The 16754-nt window shown below is 61.9% G+C and carries 16 protein-coding genes; 6 read left to right on the forward strand and 10 right to left on the reverse strand.

The annotated features are described in order from the left end of the window. Positions 1 to 52: 52 nt before the first annotated feature. The 4 genes from BDB13_RS26445 to BDB13_RS26460 form a co-directional block, all read right to left on the reverse strand. Positions 53 to 1861 carry an ABC-F family ATP-binding cassette domain-containing protein gene (locus BDB13_RS26445; RefSeq protein WP_094274393.1) on the reverse strand — a complete coding sequence of 603 codons (1809 nt, stop codon included), beginning with the start codon at positions 1859 to 1861 and terminating at the stop codon, positions 53 to 55. Further along, on the reverse strand, positions 1861 to 2796 hold the full coding sequence (locus BDB13_RS26450) for a 4-(cytidine 5'-diphospho)-2-C-methyl-D-erythritol kinase (RefSeq protein ID WP_094274394.1): 936 nt from the start codon (positions 2794 to 2796) through the stop codon (positions 1861 to 1863). Before BDB13_RS26450 ends, BDB13_RS26445 begins: the two co-directional genes overlap by 1 nt. Before the next feature lie 102 nt (positions 2797 to 2898). Next, the gene (locus BDB13_RS26455; protein ID WP_094274395.1) at positions 2899 to 3675 is read right to left on the reverse strand and encodes an ABC transporter permease; all 777 of its coding nucleotides are present in this window, start codon (positions 3673 to 3675) and stop codon (positions 2899 to 2901) included. Positions 3676 to 3699: 24 nt separating this feature from the next. Then, positions 3700 to 4668: an ABC transporter ATP-binding protein gene (locus BDB13_RS26460; protein WP_094275232.1), complete on the reverse strand. Its 969-nt coding sequence runs from the start codon at positions 4666 to 4668 to the stop codon at positions 3700 to 3702. Positions 4669 to 4785: 117 nt separating this feature from the next. On the opposite strand from BDB13_RS26460, the gene BDB13_RS26465 reads away from it, so the two are divergent. Further along, the gene (locus BDB13_RS26465) at positions 4786 to 5754 is read left to right on the forward strand and encodes a helix-turn-helix transcriptional regulator (protein ID WP_094274396.1); all 969 of its coding nucleotides are present in this window, start codon (positions 4786 to 4788) and stop codon (positions 5752 to 5754) included. Between the two features lie 115 nt (positions 5755 to 5869). Here the strand turns inward: BDB13_RS26465 and BDB13_RS26470 are convergent, their stop codons facing one another. Beyond that, positions 5870 to 6073: a cold-shock protein gene (locus BDB13_RS26470; protein ID WP_072689769.1), complete on the reverse strand. Its 204-nt coding sequence runs from the start codon at positions 6071 to 6073 to the stop codon at positions 5870 to 5872. Between the two features lie 314 nt (positions 6074 to 6387). On the opposite strand from BDB13_RS26470, the gene BDB13_RS26475 reads away from it, so the two are divergent. Genes BDB13_RS26475 through BDB13_RS26485 form a run of 3 tightly spaced genes read left to right on the forward strand, consistent with a single transcriptional unit; the run spans position 6388 to position 9756 of the window. Then, positions 6388 to 6597: a heavy-metal-associated domain-containing protein gene (locus tag BDB13_RS26475; protein ID WP_094274397.1), complete on the forward strand. Its 210-nt coding sequence runs from the start codon at positions 6388 to 6390 to the stop codon at positions 6595 to 6597. A 7-nt stretch (positions 6598 to 6604) separates the two neighbouring features. Continuing rightward, the gene (locus BDB13_RS26480; RefSeq protein WP_094274398.1) at positions 6605 to 7513 is read left to right on the forward strand and encodes a hypothetical protein; all 909 of its coding nucleotides are present in this window, start codon (positions 6605 to 6607) and stop codon (positions 7511 to 7513) included. Beyond that, positions 7513 to 9756 carry a heavy metal translocating P-type ATPase gene (locus BDB13_RS26485; protein ID WP_094274399.1) on the forward strand — a complete coding sequence of 748 codons (2244 nt, stop codon included), beginning with the start codon at positions 7513 to 7515 and terminating at the stop codon, positions 9754 to 9756. Before BDB13_RS26480 ends, BDB13_RS26485 begins: the two co-directional genes overlap by 1 nt. Before the next feature lie 70 nt (positions 9757 to 9826). Here the strand turns inward: BDB13_RS26485 and rsmA are convergent, their stop codons facing one another. The 3 genes from rsmA to BDB13_RS26500 are packed head-to-tail and all read right to left on the reverse strand — an operon-like array spanning position 9827 to position 12994. Continuing rightward, entirely contained in the window at positions 9827 to 10732 is a 906-nt protein-coding gene (gene rsmA / locus BDB13_RS26490; protein WP_094274400.1) for a 16S rRNA (adenine(1518)-N(6)/adenine(1519)-N(6))-dimethyltransferase RsmA, read from the reverse strand. 10 nt (positions 10733 to 10742) lie between these two features. Then, complete coding sequence (locus BDB13_RS26495) at positions 10743 to 11870, reverse strand: resuscitation-promoting factor (RefSeq protein WP_094274401.1); 1128 nt, start codon at positions 11868 to 11870, stop codon at positions 10743 to 10745. Then, on the reverse strand, positions 11870 to 12994 hold the full coding sequence (locus tag BDB13_RS26500) for a resuscitation-promoting factor (RefSeq protein ID WP_094275233.1): 1125 nt from the start codon (positions 12992 to 12994) through the stop codon (positions 11870 to 11872). The genes BDB13_RS26495 and BDB13_RS26500 overlap by 1 nt, the downstream gene beginning before the upstream one ends. A 237-nt stretch (positions 12995 to 13231) precedes the next feature. On the opposite strand from BDB13_RS26500, the gene BDB13_RS26505 reads away from it, so the two are divergent. Both BDB13_RS26505 and BDB13_RS26510 read left to right on the forward strand, forming a co-directional pair. Continuing rightward, on the forward strand, positions 13232 to 14680 hold the full coding sequence (locus tag BDB13_RS26505; protein WP_094274402.1) for an amino acid ABC transporter substrate-binding protein/permease: 1449 nt from the start codon (positions 13232 to 13234) through the stop codon (positions 14678 to 14680). Beyond that, complete coding sequence (locus BDB13_RS26510) at positions 14677 to 15444, forward strand: amino acid ABC transporter ATP-binding protein (RefSeq protein ID WP_094274403.1); 768 nt, start codon at positions 14677 to 14679, stop codon at positions 15442 to 15444. Before BDB13_RS26505 ends, BDB13_RS26510 begins: the two co-directional genes overlap by 4 nt. A gap of 126 nt (positions 15445 to 15570) precedes the next feature. Here BDB13_RS26510 and BDB13_RS26515 read toward each other — a convergent pair whose 3' ends face one another. Both BDB13_RS26515 and BDB13_RS26520 read right to left on the reverse strand, forming a co-directional pair. Next, entirely contained in the window at positions 15571 to 15849 is a 279-nt protein-coding gene (locus BDB13_RS26515) for a hypothetical protein (RefSeq protein ID WP_254922973.1), read from the reverse strand. Between the two features lie 77 nt (positions 15850 to 15926). Then, positions 15927 to 16754, reverse strand: coding sequence for a TatD family hydrolase (locus tag BDB13_RS26520; protein ID WP_094274404.1), 828 nt, complete (start codon positions 16752 to 16754; stop codon positions 15927 to 15929).

The following is a 16754-nucleotide window of genomic DNA, read 5'->3' on the forward strand; positions in this document are numbered from 1 at the left end:
CGATGTGCGACGACCCGACTTCAACGTGAGCTAGAACTCGACCAACTGACGTCTAGCCGTCGAGGTCGGCGAACAACTCCATCCACTGCTCTTCGGCAGCTTCCTTGCTCGCGATAACCGACTTGAGTTCGGCACCGAGCGACTGCAGCTTGTCCGAGTCGGTAGCCGCATCGGCGAGTGCCGCATGCAGCTGCTTCTCACGGTCGTCGAACTTGGCGATGGAACGTTCGAGCTTCGAAAGTTCCTTGCGTGCAGCACGATCCGCAGCACCATCGCGCACCTGCTTGCTCTTGGACGCACCGCTGGCGGTGGAGGCCACGGACGGGTTGTCGCCGTCCCCCATTGCTGCGCGCCGCTTCAAGTAGTCCTCGATACCGAGCGGCAGGTTGGTGAGCTTGCCGTCGCCGAAGAGCGCCCAGGTGGTGTCACAGATACGTTCGATCAGGTACCGGTCGTGGGAGATCACGACCATCGTGCCGGCCCAGCCGTCGAGCAGATCCTCGAGTTGCTGAAGGGTGTCGATGTCAAGATCGTTGGTGGGCTCATCGAGGAGCAGAACGTTGGGCTCTGCCATGAGAACACGCGTCAACTGCAGGCGTCGACGCTCACCACCGGACAGGTCACCCACCGGCGTCCGCTGACGAGCGGGCGTGAAGCCCAAGCGCTCGGCCAACTGACCGGCAGATACTTCCTTGTCACCCAAGGTGATTCGCTCTGCGACATCCTTGACCGCGTCGAGCACCCGCATGTCGGTCGGCAGATCGTCGAGTTCCTGCTTGAGCCAACCGATGTGTACGGTCTGACCCTGAATACGGCGTCCGGCAGCAGGTTCCAGCTCTCCGGCGAGGGTACGCAGAAGCGTCGTCTTGCCCGAGCCGTTGACGCCGACCAAACCGACGCGCTCGCCGGGAGCGAGACGCCACGTCAGATCGTCGACCAGCATCCGGCCGTCCGGCGTTTCGAGGCGAGCGTCTTCGAGCTCGATGACGACCTTGCCCAACCGGCGCTGAGCGAACGACGCCAGCGCGACAGCGTCGCGAGGTGCCGGTACGTCGGCGATCAAAGCCTCGGCAGCCTCGATGCGGTACTTGGGCTTGGAGGTACGGGCGGGAGCGCCGCGTCGTAGCCATGCCAATTCCTTACGCGCCAGGTTGCGACGACGCTCTTCCGCGACGTCACCCTGACGGGAACGCTCGGCGCGGGCGAACACCCAGTCGTTGTAGCCACCCTCGTAGCTTTCGACGCCACCGCCGACAACTTCCCACGTGCGAGTTGCGACAGTGTCGAGGAACCAGCGATCGTGCGTCACGACCACCAGCGCGCTACGACGCGACACGAGGTGCTCGGCCAGCCACTGGACGCCTTCGACGTCGAGGTGGTTGGTGGGCTCGTCGAGTACCAGCAAGTCCAGATCCTGAACGAGAGCGGCAGCCAAAGCTACGCGTCGACGCTCACCACCGGAGAGGCCGTCTACCTTGGCGTCGAGGGCAGACCGCTCGCCGCCGGCTCCGAGGTTGTCGATTCCGATTCCCGAGAGCACCGAGCGGATGCGGGCGTTGCCGGCCCACTCGTGCTGAGCGACGCCCAGTGGCCCGAGAACGATGTCGCCGACAGTGGATCCGGGAGGCAGCACACCGCGCTGCGTGACTACCGCCATCCGCAATCCGCCGACTCGGCTGACCCGACCGGAATCGGGTTCTTCGACGCCCGCGAGGACCTCGAGCATTGTCGTCTTGCCGCCACCGTTGAGGCCGACGACGCCGATGCGCTCGCCTTCCTCGACGCCCATCGACACTCCGTCGAGCAACGGCTTGACGCCGAATGACTTCGACACGTTTTCCAGATTGATCAAGTTAGCCATCAGTGCTGTCCCTTTGCCGCTTTGTCGAGTATTCGTGCTCCGGGTACGGGTCCGCTCGCCACGCGAACGGTGCGGCACACCCCCGCTCCCGCAAGTTCTGCGCTCACGTCCAAGGCGGACTGAGCGTCACTGCAGAGAAAAGCGCATGTCGGTCCGGATCCGGACACCATGCCGGTCAGAGCCCCGGCGTCGACACCCGCGCGCAGCGTCCGCCGTAGTGCCGGATTGAGCGATAACGCCGCCGCTTGCAGATCATTTCCGAGTAGTGGTGCAAGTTGTCGTGGATCACCGGTCGTGAGGGCCGAAATCAGGTCGTCCGCGTCGCCGAGTCGGTTCGGTGAACCCTCACTGCGCAGTCTATCGAGTTCACGGAACACGACGGGCGTGCTCAATCCGCCCTTGGCCAGCGCCAATACCCAATGGAAGGTGCTTCGAGTCAGTACGGGAACCAGGTGCTCGCCGCGGCCTGTCCCCAAAGCGGTACCCCCGTGCAACGAAAAAGGAACATCGCTGCCGAGCCTGGCCGCAAAACTGTCCAAGTCACGACGCGAGAGTTCCAACTTCCACAGCGCGTTGAGCGCAACGAGCGTTGCCGCCGCGTCGGCGCTTCCACCGGCCATCCCGCCGGCGACGGGAATTCCCTTGTCGATGAGAATCTCGACGTCGGCGTCCACACCGGCCTCGGCCGACAGCAACTCCGCTGCCTTCCATACGAGGTTGGTGCGGTCGACGGGAACTGCCGCGGCGTCGTCTCCGGTCACGATCACGGACAGGCCGTCGGACGGCGTCACGGTGACGGTGTCAGCGAGAGACAGAGCTTGGAAGACGGTAGTCAGATCGTGGTAACCGTCGGCGCGCAGGTCCCCGACAGCCAGGTGGAGATTCACCTTGGACGGGGCCCGGACTATAACTGGGCGAGGGACGACGGAGAGCACAAGGAACAACAATAGGCGCTGCGAACACCCAGGCGAAAACATGCGACCAGCGGAACAACTCTGGACGCCCCCGTCACCCGACAAGTGTGCCCGGATCGCACCTCACTTCACTGCTCTTACTCCCACTCCCAGTCCGACCACTGCCACGCTCACCGCAGCAACAATTCCTGCAAGGACGCTCCCTGAGGCGAAGTCGCCGGCAAACAACGCACGCTCCGCATCAACGACGTACCCCAGCGGATTGATGTTCACGAGAACCTTCATCCAACCTGGCGCATCGTCGAGCGGAAGCATGGTTCCCGACAGAATCAGAAGCGGGAACATCAGTGTCTGCTGCACTACCCAGAACATCCAATCCTGCTCACGCACAGCCAAAGCCAAAGCATAGGACAAGGCCCCGAGGCCGACGCCGAATACTCCGAGTAGAACGATGCCAGCTGCTGCGCCGGCCGCATTCACGTCCAGTCCGAGCGGTAGGGCGACCAGAACGATGAGAATCGCCTGTGCTGCAAGCGGAACCATCTCTTTGCATGCACGACCGATCAGCAGCGACGAACGGCGCAGCGGCGTCACCAGCATTCGTTCGTGAGATCCCTGTTGCATTTCCAAGAGCAGATTCGATCCCGTCATGGTCGTTCCGAAGATTGCGATCATCACCAGAACACCCGGGATGAACCAATTCCACACGCCGTCACCGGTTCCCGGAACACCTTTGAGTAGTGGCCCGAACAGTGCAAGCAAGATCAGCGGTTGAATCAGGCTGAAAATGATACTGACGGGGTCGCGCAGCATCGGCCGCAACTCACGACCCATGACAATGGCGCTATCTCGAACAATATTGCCGCGCACTACAGCTGGACTACCAAGAGTCATAGTCATCGCAATTTCCTTTGTCGTCAGAGTTCAGGACGCAGCCGCTGCGGCGCTTTCGCGCAAGCTACGGCCGGTGAGGGTGAGGAACACGTCGTCCAGAGTTGGACGCGTGATATCGGCGGTCAGCACGTGCGCTCCGCGGGATTCGGAATCACGTAGAAGTACCGGAAGTGTCGAATCTCCCTGGCTTGCACGGATACTCAACCGTGATCCATCAACTTCGATCTCGCGAACCGTGATGAGCTGCTGCGCTGCCGACGCCGCAATCCTGGCCTCCTCCGCGGTCTCGAAAGTCACGACAAGATGATCTCCGGCCAAATCGGCCTTGAGCGCAACTGCTGTGTTGTCCGCGATTACCGTTCCCTCGTCGATCACGATGACGCGTTCGGCCATCGAATCGGCTTCTTCCAAGTAGTGCGTCGTCAGCACAATCGTCGTGCCCATCTCGCGGCGCAACCGCAGAATGTGCTCCCACAGATTTGCCCGACTCTGCGGGTCCATCCCCGTCGTCGGCTCGTCGAGAAATAGGAGCGGTGGACGATGCACCAAACCCAGAGCGATATCGAGCCGCCGCCGCTGCCCGCCCGAAAGGGTGCTGACCTTGCGAGTCGCCAATTCCTCGAGTTCGAGATCGCCGAGCAATTCGTCGGCGCGGACCTGCGAACTCGGCTTTGTCATTCCGTAGCAGAGTCCCTGCGTCACCAACTCGTCCCGAACGCGCTGGTTGTGGCCTGCTCCGTTCCCCTGCCCGACGTAACCGAGCCTCGATCGCACCTCGCTGCGAGCATCGGACACGTCGAAACCGGCAACCTTTGCCGTGCCGGATGTCGGCTCGAGCAGTGTCGTCAACATCCGTAGGGTGGTCGATTTACCGGCACCATTAGGTCCGAGTAGCGCCACCAACTCTCCCTCGGCAACATCGAGGGTGACACCTTTCACCGCTTCGACCAGCTTCTTTCCCTGCACGAAGTGCTTGGTGAGCGCCTTCGTCTCGATCATCGGCCCGCTGTAACTCACGATGTCGGCCTCCGCTTTCTCTCGATTGGTCGGGTGGGAATTCAACCTAAAATCAATTGCGGACCATTACGGTCCTCAATCTCTGCAAAACTGGGATTCATGAAAGAGACGTCGGCTCGCCTACTGCGGTTGCTGTCCCTGCTTCAAACCCGGCGGGACTGGTCCGGTGCCGAGCTTGCGGATCGGCTCGCCATCACCCCGCGCACAGTTCGCCGCGACGTCGATAGACTCCGTGACCTGGGGTATCCCGTCGACGCCAGCGTCGGAGTGGGCGGCGGCTACCGCCTGGGCGCCGGCGTCGAGATGCCGCCGCTTCAACTCGACGACGAGGAGGTACTGGCCGTAGCGCTGTCGTTGCAGTCCGGTGCCGCCGGATCTGTAGTCGGTATCGGCGAGGCCTCGATGCGCGCGCTGACAAAACTGCGCCAGATTATGCCGTCGCGGTTGCGTCACCGACTCGAATCCCTGCAGATCGACGTTGTTTCCACGCCGCCGGCAGCAAGTGCTGTTGACGCCGGAGTATTGACAGCGATCGCGTCCGTCTGTCACAACCATGAGCGCCTGAGATTCGACTACACCACGCACGGCGGCGCTATCAGCCGACGCGAGGTGGAACCTTATCGACTGGTGCGTTCGGGATTGCGATGGTATCTGGTTGCCTGGGATCTGGGCCGCGACGACTGGCGCTCGTTCCGCGTCGACCGTATGGAGCCTAAAATCCCGACGGGCCCGCGCTTTACACCGCGAGAACTACCGGCCGGCGGAGCTGCGGAATACGTATCCGCCGGCGTCGCTCGCGCGTACACATCTACGCGCGCAACAGTTTTGCTTCATGCATCGATCGAAGAGGTCGCACCGATGGTCGGTGAGCAGTGGGGATCGGTCGAGTCTTCCGACGAAGGTCGTTGTGTAGTAGCACTTTCCGGCACGTCACTACGCTCGATCGCGCACTGGCTACGAGCCTTCGATGTCGACTTCACGATCGTGAGCCCACCCGAGTTGCGCGAAGAGTGCCGCGCAATCGCGGACGAACAACGAGTGGTCGTGCAGCGCTATCTTGAAGCGTGAGAACACCTTTCGAACATGCTGCAATATCGCACAAACAAAAAGGCCCCAACTCCGAAGAGTTGGGGCCTTTTTGTTATACGTCATGTTTCGGTTTTACCCGAAGATCATGTGCGTCTTAGATCAGGGTAACGCCGGTGGCCTGCGGGCCCTTGTTGCCCTGACCGATCTCGAACGCTACGCGCTGGTTCTCCTCGAGCGTACGGAAGCCGCCACTCTGGATTTCGGAGTAGTGAACGAAGACGTCAGCACTGCCGTCTTCGGGAGCGATGAAGCCGAACCCCTTCTCGGAGTTGAACCACTTCACGATGCCCTCTGCCATGTAAATCTCCTCTAACACAGTGTCTACAGGCAGTCACTGCGACCGCCCGGGCCACTTACTACGACCGTTCTGAGACAAATCCGTGGAGGATGTCCAAACGTCCGCAACTTAACCATTTGCGAGCGTGGAACCACAAACACAAACACTTACGACCAACACAAGTAGATCACAGATCTGCAGCTTTGTCTCGTTTGAGTCCCAGATCACCTCCCACCCCATTGACAGGTATACCCCCCGGGGGTACCTTAAATCTCGAAGCGATACCCACACCGGGTATCCGTACACTAGAGTTGAATCAACCGAAGGGGCTCGCCATGACCACCGCCGAATACACCGTTTCCGGAATGACCTGTGGACACTGCGTCGGATCCGTCAAGGAAGAAGTCGGCAACATTGCGGGCGTAACCGCAGTGGACGTCGACCTGGCGAGCGGCCGAGTCACCGTCATCAGTGACGCACCCGTCCCCGCAGCCGACATCGTCGCAGCAGTCGACGAAGCCGGCTACTCCGTCGTACCAAGCTGAGTCAGCCGTGCGCACCTCCACAACACTTGCCACCTACGCCGTAGGGCTGGTCGCCGTATTCGGCGCCGCCCTCGGCGTGGGGGCCGCAATCGGAAGCCCGATAGACATGTCCACCACCTCGCACAGCACCCACGAATCCATGCCCGCCGCAGACGCCGCAACACCGGCCGGACTCGAAGTCTCGTCCGGCGGATACACACTCAGTGATGTCACTGCCCCCGAAAGGTCGGGCGCGGCAGGAACTCTGAGCTTTCGCATCCTCGACAGCCACAACCAGCCGGTAGTCGACTTCGATACACTGCACGAGAAGAAACTCCACCTGATCGTCGTTCGCAGCGACACCAGCGAGTTCCGTCACGTACACCCGGTTCTCGCCGCCGACGGCACCTGGTCCATCGACTGGACCTGGCCCAGCGCGGGCACCTACCGAGCCTTCGCGGACTTCGATCCCACCGACGGCACCCAGCTGACGCTTGGCCGAAACATCGACGTGGCAGGCGAATTCACACCGGCTCCCCTACCTCCGGTATCCACAACCGCGTCGGTCGACGGCTACACCGTCACCCTCGACGGTGATCTCACCACCGCCGGAGGCCCGATCACGCTGAACGTCGCGAGGGACGGCGTCCCGGTCACCGATCTCGACCCGTACCTCGGCGCCTACGGCCACCTCGTCGCGCTGCGCACCGGAGACCTCGCTTACCTGCACGTTCATCCCGAAGGCGAACCCGGCGACGGCGTCACAGCCGCCGGTCCCGACATCTCCTTCCACGCGCAGGCACCGAGCGAAGGCACCTACCGCTTCTTCCTCGACTTCCAGCACGAGGGAGTCGTCCGCACAGCCGAATTCACGGTCACCGCAGGAACACCCGCAGAAACACCTGTAGCACCCGAGAATCACACCGGAGGTCACTGATGACTACGCCTACCGCTGTAGACAGCGTTGAGCTCGCGATCACGGGAATGACCTGCGCCTCCTGCGCGGCCCGAATCGAGAAGAAGCTCAACAAGATCGACGGTGTGACGGCAACAGTCAACTACGCCACCGAGAAGGCGAAGGTCACCTACCCCGACACGGTATCCACTGACGAGTTACTGGCCACCGTCGCAAACGCCGGCTATTCCGCTGCGCTACCCAAGCCTCGGACATCAGCAGCTTCCGTCGACGAGGACACCGAAACCACTCAGGACCGCGACCTTCGCGAGCTGCGCAATCGGCTGATCGTCTCGACAGTCCTGTCCGTGCCTGTCATCGCCATGGCGATGATCCCCGCCATCCAGTTCACCAACTGGCAGTGGCTCTCCCTGACGCTGGCCGCACCGGTCATCGTCTGGGCGGCACTGCCTTTCCACCGGGCAGCCTGGGTCAACCTGCGTCACGGCGCCGCCACCATGGACACGCTCATTTCCTTGGGCACCATCTCGGCGTTCCTGTGGTCTCTGTACGCACTGTTCTTCGGAACTGCCGGCGAAGCCGGGATGAAGCACGCGTTCAGCTTCACCGTCGACAGGATGGACGGCAGCGCCAACATCTATCTCGAGGTCGCTGCCGGCGTCGTCACCTTCGTGCTGGCCGGACGCTACTTCGAGCACAAATCCAAGCGCACCTCCGGCGCTGCACTCCGTGCGCTGATGGAACTCGGCGCAAAAGACGTCGCGGTGCTGAGGGACGGCACCGAAGTACGTATTCCCGCTGAAGACCTGGTGGCCGGCGACATCTTCGTCGTCCGTCCCGGCGAGAAGATCGCCACCGACGGTGTCATCACCGAAGGCCGATCCGCCGTCGACATGAGCATGCTGACCGGCGAATCGGTACCTGAAGAGGTTGGCATCGGCGACAGTGTCGTCGGGGCAACCGTCAACGTGGGCGGCACACTCACCGTCGAAGCCACCCGCATCGGCAGTGACACACAGCTCGCGCACATGGCCGCACTGGTCGAGGATGCCCAGAACGGCAAGGCCGAAGTTCAGCGCCTTGCCGACCGGATCTCAGGGATCTTCGTCCCGATCGTCATCGCGATTGCCGTTGCCACCCTGGGCTATTGGCTCGGCACGGGAAGCCCCATCGAGATGGCCTTCACCGCCGCAGTGGCAGTCCTGATCATCGCCTGCCCCTGTGCACTCGGATTGGCAACGCCCACCGCATTGCTGGTCGGTACCGGACGGGGCGCTCAAATGGGCATCCTGATCAAAGGACCGGAAGTACTGGAATCGACTCGCGCAGTCGACACCGTCGTCCTCGACAAGACCGGAACCGTCACTACCGGGCAGATGACTCTGCTCGAGACCGTCGTGGCAGAAGGGACAACCGCCGACGAAGTTCTACGGTTGGCCGGAGCACTCGAACATCGCTCCGAACACCCCATTGCCGCCGCAATTGCCAAGGGAGCCGCCGAAAAGGTGGGCGAACTTCCTCCCGTCGAAGACTTCGCGAACATCGCGGGTCTCGGAGTGCAGGGCATAGTCGACGGACACGCCGTCGTTGCCGGTCGGGAAGCACTCCTCACCGACTGGTCGATGACGCTCCCCGAGAATCTGCGGGTCGCCAAGGCCGCTGCAGAAGAAGCCGGACGCACGGCCATCGCCGTCGGCTGGGACGGCGCGGCACGCGGCGTTCTCGTGATCGCCGACGCCGTCAAGGACACCAGCGCCGAGGCCATCCGCCAGCTCAAGGAACTCGGCCTCGAACCGGTACTGCTGACCGGCGACAACAAGACCGTCGCCCGCACGGTGGCCGATCAGGTCGGGATCACCACGGTATTTGCCGAGGTCATGCCCGCCGACAAGGTCGATGCGATCAAGAAGTTGCAAGCCGAGGGCCGCATCGTCGCCATGGTCGGCGACGGCGTCAACGACGCCGCCGCACTAGCTCAGGCCGATCTTGGGTTGGCCATGGGCACGGGCACCGACGTCGCGATCGAAGCGAGCGACATCACGCTGGTGCGCGGCGACCTGCGCTCGGCAGCCGACGCGATTCGGCTCTCACGCAAGACCTTGAAGACCATCAAGGGCAACTTGTTCTGGGCCTTCGCCTACAACGCGGCGGCGATCCCCCTGGCCGCTGCCGGCCTGCTGAACCCGATGTTGGCCGGTGCCGCAATGGCATTCAGCAGCGTGTTCGTCGTGAGCAACAGCCTGAGGCTGCGCCGGTTCAAGTAGCAACAAAACAAGTGAGCGGTTGGATTAATCCAACCGCTCACTTGTGCGCTGTATCGCGTGAAGTTTCTATCTAGTGGAGTGGCTCTACCGCAGCCAGCCGAACAAACGCTGCGGCGTCGAGCATTTCGCCGCGCAACTGCGGCTCGATACCCGCAGCAACAAGTCGACGCTCGGCTTCAGCAGGCGAACCTGCCCAACCACTCAGCGCTGCCCGCAACGTCTTTCGGCGCTGTGCGAACGCTGCATCGACTACAGCGAATACTCGTTTGCGATGCTGCTCGTCCATCGGCCACGGCGGCTCGGCGTAGCGATCGACGCGTACCAATCCGGATTCCACCTTGGGTACCGGCCAGAACACGTTGCGCCCGACAGCGCCCGCCCGGCGCACCTCGCCGAAGAAGTTGGCCTTGACGCTGGGAACACCGTAGATCTTGCTACCCGGATCAGCCGCCAAACGATCGGCGACCTCGGCCTGCACCATCACCAGCGCAGTGCGCAGGCTCGGCAGCGAAGCAAACAGGTGCAACAACACCGGCACTGCCACGTTGTACGGAAGGTTGGCGACCAGGGCCGTCGGCTCCCCCGGAATCTGAGAAGGCAGCACGCGCATCGCGTCGGCCTCCACCACGGTCAGCCGGTCAGCCAGTTCAGGCGCACGCTCGGCAACAGTCTTGGGCAGACGAGCCGCCAGGTTCGGATCGATTTCGACCGCGATGACCCGCTCGACGACGTCCATCAGAGCCATCGTCAGCGAGCCGAGGCCCGGCCCGACCTCGAGAACGACGTCATCACGGGTGACCCCGGCGACATTGACGATGCGTCGCACGGTGTTGGCGTCGTGAACGAAGTTCTGCCCCAACTGCTTTGTGGGGCGCACACCGAATTCCTCGGCGAGCGCGCGCACCTCGGCCGGGCCGAGCAGCGCTGCCTGCCCGCGAGGGGTGGCGATGGGTTGGTTCGATTCGACGTCTGACACAGGTAAGAACTTAACCCAGTCCGAGGCGGCCCGAGCACGACGGCCATGCGCCCCAGCCCTGGGTGCGCTGGGTTTGCGTCGCAATCGCGATCTGCTCCTCGCGGGAGGCGAGGTCTGCTCGGGCTGCATACTTGAGGCCGCCCTGACGCTCCCAGGTGTTCTGATCGAACTGCACGCCGCCGTAAAAACCGTTGCCGGTGTTGATAGCCCAGTTGCCGGTGGCCTCGCACTGCGCGAGAGCGTCCCAGGTGCTGCCGTTCTGAACCGGCGGAACTTCAGTGCCCGGCTTGGTGCCGACACGGACAACCTTGGGCTGCGCCGGTGTGGTGATCGTCTCGGCAACCGGAGTGCGACCGGTTTCGACACCGTTGACCAGATTGACAGCAAAAGTTACGTCGCGAACTCCGGGAACGCCCGGGTTCTCGACAATCGTGCGGCTCTGATTCATGGCGGGATCCTCGATGCGCTGATCCGGCGGATCGAGCGGCAACGTTTCCACCTTGCTCTCGGTGCGATTGCGCGTCACCGTGATTTCGAGACCTTCGGTCAGCGGCGCATCCACCGCGGGAACTACCGTGTCGGTCGGTTCCAGCGGAGTTCCGTTGGCGGTCAAGAACTCACCGACAGTGGGCGCGGCAATCCGGACGTCGACAACAGGCTGCGCTCCGTCGACCAGCTTTGCGACGACAGGCGTCAGAACATCCAGCGCCGCACCGTCCAGCGGAAGACGCTGCGAGCGTGAAGCCGAAACATGAACGTCGGCAGCGACATCCAATTGCTTCAACGCATCGTCGACAGTGAGAGCTGTTGTCCACAATTGCTGAGGCTGACCGTCGACAGTCAACGTAATCTCACGAGCGCGTCGTAGAACAACGGTATCGCCGTCGGACAGCGACGCATCGGATGCCGGTGCGACTGCATCTTTGTCACCGATCGGGTATCCGGCGTCGGCAAGGATGCCGTCGACTTTGCTTGCCATGGTGCTGAGCTGGATCTGTTCACCGTCGACGTCGAGGGTGATCGTCTTGTGGTTGACCAACGCCAGTAGTCCGCCGGCTACCAGCGTCACGAGCAGCGCGGCGATCATCGAGTACAGCAACGGCGATCGGGTCGCGTTGATCTTGCTCAGCGGCGACATCAGCGAAGGCCCAGTTTGCTTGTGCAGGAAGGCCAAGCGCCCCAGCCCTGACCGGCGCGAACCTTCTCGCCGATTGCGATCTGCTGTTCGCGTGTCGCGAGGTCTGCGCGCGATGCGTACTCGCCACCACCGAAGGCTTGCCACGTGCTTTGTGTGAACTGCAAACCACCGTAGAAACCGTTGCCGGTGTTGATAGCCCAGTTACCCGTGGCCTCGCAGTGCGCAATCGCATCCCACGTCGACGCATTGGAAATGGCCGGTACTGCAGGTTCTTTGGTGCCGACCTTGATCACTGCCGCAACTGGTTCCTTGACCACCGTGGCAGCAACTTCGGTACGTCCGGCCTCGACGCCGTTGACCGTCTTGACCTCGAGGGTCGCGGTGCGCTCACCGGGAACACCCGGATTCTCGACGACGGTCTTGTCCTTCTCCAGCGAAGGATCTTCGATCTTGTTCTCCGGCGCCGCGATGGGCTGCGTCTCGACCCGCGTATCGGTGCGGTCGCGGGTGATTTCGATGGTCAAACCCTCGGTGACCGGAGTATCCACAGCAGGTACAACGGTGTCGGCCTGCTCGAGCGGCGCATTGCGTGCGGCGAGAAGCTCTCCGACGGTTGCGGCTGCGAGCTTGATTTCGGTGGCCGGTGCGCCACCGTCGGCAACTTTGACAACCTTGGGGCTGATGACGTCAAGTTCGGTGCGCTCGAGCGGGAGGCGATGCGAGCGTGACGCCGAAACGGCAAAATCGTCGGCCACGTCGAACTGCTTCAACGCTTCGTCAACTGTCAGCGCCGTCGTCCAGACCGTCTGAGGCGCTCCGTCGACGTTCAACTGCAACTCACGTGCACGGCGGAGAACTACGGTGTCACCGTCGGAAAGGGAGGCATCTGCACTGGGTGCGAGTGCGTCCTTGGAATCAACGGCGTATCCGGCCTTGTCCAAAGCGCCACCGACACTGCTCGACATCGTGGACAGCGAGATCATCTCGCCGTCCACGTCGAGGGTGATGTTCTTGTGCTGGACCACCGCGAGCGTGCCGCCGACGATGAGCGTCAGAAGCAGTGCGGCCACCATCGAATAAAGAAGCGGTGACTTCGCGGAGTTGATCTTGGCAAAAGGCGACACAATAAATCCCAAGGCAGTCGGACGTTCGGTCACAATACGGTAACGGCCTGACACCGTATCGGCAACCAAAACGCAACGAACTGCGACCTTTGTCACGGATTGACAACGGCGTGTCGCGTATTCGTAACTATCTCGGCCAGTTACTCGTGTATCGATTCAGGCCGGCACGCAGTATGTTCTCGTCTGGTCATAAGTAGTCCGGCGATCCCGGGCGTGACAGACGAAAGCTGGGCGAGAGTGCGAAAAAAATTCGACAGACTACGTAACCCGAGGTGGCCGATCCTGGCTGTCCTGCTCGCGCTCATCGCAGCGCTGTTTGCCCCCGGCATTGCCGCCGCGCAACCCGGTCGCACCTACACGATCGCCACCGACATCACGTTCGCCCCGTTCGAGTACCAGAACGAAAAAGGCGAGTTCGTCGGAATCGACATCGACCTTCTCAATGCCATCGCCAAGGACCAGGGATTCGATGTCGTAATCAAACCCCTCGGCTTCGATGCTGCTCTCGCTGCAGTTCAGGCAGGTCAAGTCGACGGAATGATCGCCGGAATGTCGATCACAGAAGACCGGAAGAAAGAGTTCGACTTCTCGGACCCCTACTTCGCCTCCAACGTTCAGATGGCAGTCCTCGACTCCGACAACGAGATCGCGTCGTACGAAGACCTTCGGGGCAAACGCGTCGCCGTCAAGTCCGGAACCCAGGGCGCTGATTTCGCGGCATCCATCGCAGACAAGTATGGATTCTCGATTGTGACGCTCGCCGATTCGGCGACCATGTACGACGAGGTACGCACCGGGAACTCGGTAGCAATATTCGACGACTACCCCGTACTCATGTACGGCATCAAACAAGGCAACGGATTCAAAGCCGTCGGACCTCAGGAAGCCGGCAACAACTACGGCTTCGCGGTCAAACGTGGTCAGAATCCAGAACTTCTGCAAATGTTCAACGCGGGACTTCAGAACCTGCGTGACAGCGGTCAGTACGACGAGATCGTTCAGACCTACGTCGGTGCAGATGCAACGACGTCCGACAACTCCATCATCGGACTGATCAAGAGCACGTATCCCCAACTGCTCAAAGGCCTTTGGCTGACGATCGTCCTATCTGTCGTCTCGATCGCCATCGCCTTGGTCCTCGGCGGCATCTTCGGACTCTGCCGGGTATCGACCAACATCTTCGTACGCGGCATCGGCACGGCCTACGTCGACATATTCCGTGGCACACCACTATTGGTGCAGGCCTTCTTCATCTACTTCGGCATCCCGGCGGCGCTCGATTTCCAGATGTCGGCCTTCACCGCCGGTGTCATCACGCTCTCATTGAATGCCGGCGCGTACATGGCCGAAATCGTCCGCGGCGGAGTCCTTTCCGTCGACAAGGGCCAGATGGAAGCATCTCGCAGCCTCGGTATCAGCTACATGAAGACCATGCGAAAAGTAATCATGCCGCAGGCAGTTCGCACGATGATCCCGTCGTACATCAACCAGTTCGTCATCACCCTCAAGGACACGTCGATCCTGTCGGTCATCGGACTCGCCGAGCTCACTCAGACCGGGCGCATCATCATCGCGCGCAACTTCCAGTCCTTCAACATGTGGCTGATCATCGGCGTCATGTACTTCATCATCATCATGGCGCTCACCAAGTTCTCGAATCGCCTCGAAAAGAGGATCAACAAGTGACCGAAACAGCTGTCAACCCAAGCAAGCCCGACACCGAGATCAAAATCGAAGTCAAGGGATTGAAGAAGTCGTTCGGCGACAACGAAGTCCTCAAAGGTCTCGACGTCGACATCAAGAACGGTGAAGTGGTGTGTGTCATCGGGCCTTCGGGTTCCGGTAAATCCACCTTCCTACGCTGCCTCAACCGCCTCGAAGACATCACTGCGGGCACGGTTCGCGTCGACCATTTCGACCTCACCGACAAAGAGGTCGACATCGACAAGGTGCGCCAGCACATCGGCATGGTGTTCCAGCACTTCAACCTGTTCCCTCACATGAGCGTCGTCGAGAACGTGATGCTCGCACCCGTCCAAACGGGCCGTTCCACCAAGGAACAGGCTCGGGAGATCGCGGTGAAACTGCTTGCCCAGGTCGGTCTCGCAGAAAAGGCCGACGCCAAGCCCGCCAGCTTGTCTGGTGGCCAGAAGCAGCGCGTCGCCATCGCCCGCGCACTCGCAATGAGCCCGGACATCATGCTGTTCGACGAGGCCACCAGCGCCCTCGACCCCGAAATGGTGGGCGAGGTTCTGCAGGTCCTGCGTGACCTCGCGAAGCAGGGCATGACGATGGTCGTCGTCACCCACGAGATGGGCTTCGCCCGCGAGGTATCCGATCGGGTCATCTTCATGGCCGAGGGCTACATCGTCGAAGAAGGAAAGCCGGAAGATCTGTTCGGTAATCCGCAGCAGAAGCGCACCCAGGATTTCCTGGGCAAGGTGCTTTAGGGGCAAAGCCCCTGTGCGCCTTTTTGGTAGTCGGCACTACCAAAAAGGCGCACGGGGCCGGCCATTTCTGCACACAACTCGACGCCGGATGGTCGGATATGACTCGGTGCGCCGCGTTGCGTGCATTCACGAACATCTGGCGACAGCCAACTCGATGACAAGTGCCGTGTCCATGACCCTGATCGAGAGAACGGTGCCGGTAGTGCGTTCGACGTCGCCGGGATAGATACCACCGTGAACCGATCCGTCGAACCACAGCGAGTCGCGTATCGGGTGCAGGGCCCACGAAGATTCTTCGCCGACGATCGGGAGCGGCGCACAGCACTCGAACTCCCACGTTTCGATGTGGACGGTGATGATCTTTACCGAAGAGTCGACCGGCGTCGGCTCGGTGAAGTTGTGCATCTTCAAGACTCCGCGCAATAGGCGAACCGGGACACGACGGTCCCGGGCGCGGAGCTACCTGTGCGCCCAGAATAACCTCAGAGCTTGTAGACGCGCTCCGCTGTCGCAGTCGACGCCGCAGCCAAGACCTGCGGATCCTCGCCGCGGATGTCGGCCAACGCACGCACTGTGTAAGGCAGGCAGTACGACTCGTTGGGCGCGCCGCGGAACGGATGCGGCGTCAGGAACGGTGCGTCGGTCTCGACAATCAACTGATCCGACGGCACCAACAGCGCGGCCTCGCGCAGCGCCTTCGCATTCTTGAAACTGACCGTGCCGGAGAAACTCAACACGTAGCCGGCGTCGATGCACGCCCGCGCCATCTCCGAATCCGAAGAGAAGCAGTGGAACACGACGGTCTCGGGAGCGCCTTCTTCATTCAGCACCCGCAGCAAGTCCTGATCTGCTTCGCGGTTGTGGATCATCAGCGTCTTGCCCAGACGCTTCGCGAGGTCGATGTGCCAGCGGAAGCCGTCGACCTGCTCCTCGATGGTGGCGCAGCCCTCGAGCTTGCCGGGCCAGTAGAGATCGAGTCCCGTCTCCCCCACCGCGACGACCCGCGGATCCGAAGCCAACCGCTCGATCTCCGCCTTCGTCTCACTGTCGAGCACATTGGCCCTGGTCGGGTGGATCGCGACGGCGGCGTACACACGGGAATCCCAGTTCGCGGCATCGACGGCAAACCGCGCGGCATCAAGGTCGTCGGCCACGGTCACCACCCGTCCGACGCCGACGGCCTCGGCTTTGTCGACTATCGCAGCAACGGTCGCCGCGTCGTGCGCACCACACGCATCGAGGTGCGTATGGGCGTCGATCAGAGGCGACAAGGGCTCAGGGGCATCGGGGGCGGGACGGTCTTTGCTCAC

The organism is Rhodococcus sp. OK302, from assembly GCF_002245895.1.
Lineage (GTDB): Bacteria > Actinomycetota > Actinomycetes > Mycobacteriales > Mycobacteriaceae > Rhodococcus_F.

Excerpts from the sequence above, each read along its gene's own strand:
- BDB13_RS26465 (WP_094274396.1), top strand. The coding sequence starts at position 4,786 with ATGAAAGAGACGTCGGCTCGCCTACTGCGGTTGCTGTCCCTGCTTCAA.
- BDB13_RS26455 (WP_094274395.1), bottom strand. The coding sequence starts at position 3,675 with ATGACTATGACTCTTGGTAGTCCAGCTGTAGTGCGCGGCAATATTGTT.
- BDB13_RS26515 (WP_254922973.1), bottom strand. The coding sequence starts at position 15,849 with ATGCACAACTTCACCGAGCCGACGCCGGTCGACTCTTCGGTAAAGATC.
- BDB13_RS26485 (WP_094274399.1), top strand. The coding sequence starts at position 7,513 with ATGACTACGCCTACCGCTGTAGACAGCGTTGAGCTCGCGATCACGGGA.
- BDB13_RS26445 (WP_094274393.1), bottom strand. The coding sequence starts at position 1,861 with ATGGCTAACTTGATCAATCTGGAAAACGTGTCGAAGTCATTCGGCGTC.
- BDB13_RS26495 (WP_094274401.1), bottom strand. The coding sequence starts at position 11,870 with ATGTCGCCGCTGAGCAAGATCAACGCGACCCGATCGCCGTTGCTGTAC.
- BDB13_RS26460 (WP_094275232.1), bottom strand. The coding sequence starts at position 4,668 with ATGATCGAGACGAAGGCGCTCACCAAGCACTTCGTGCAGGGAAAGAAG.
- BDB13_RS26475 (WP_094274397.1), top strand. The coding sequence starts at position 6,388 with ATGACCACCGCCGAATACACCGTTTCCGGAATGACCTGTGGACACTGC.
- BDB13_RS26470 (WP_072689769.1), bottom strand. The coding sequence starts at position 6,073 with ATGGCAGAGGGCATCGTGAAGTGGTTCAACTCCGAGAAGGGGTTCGGC.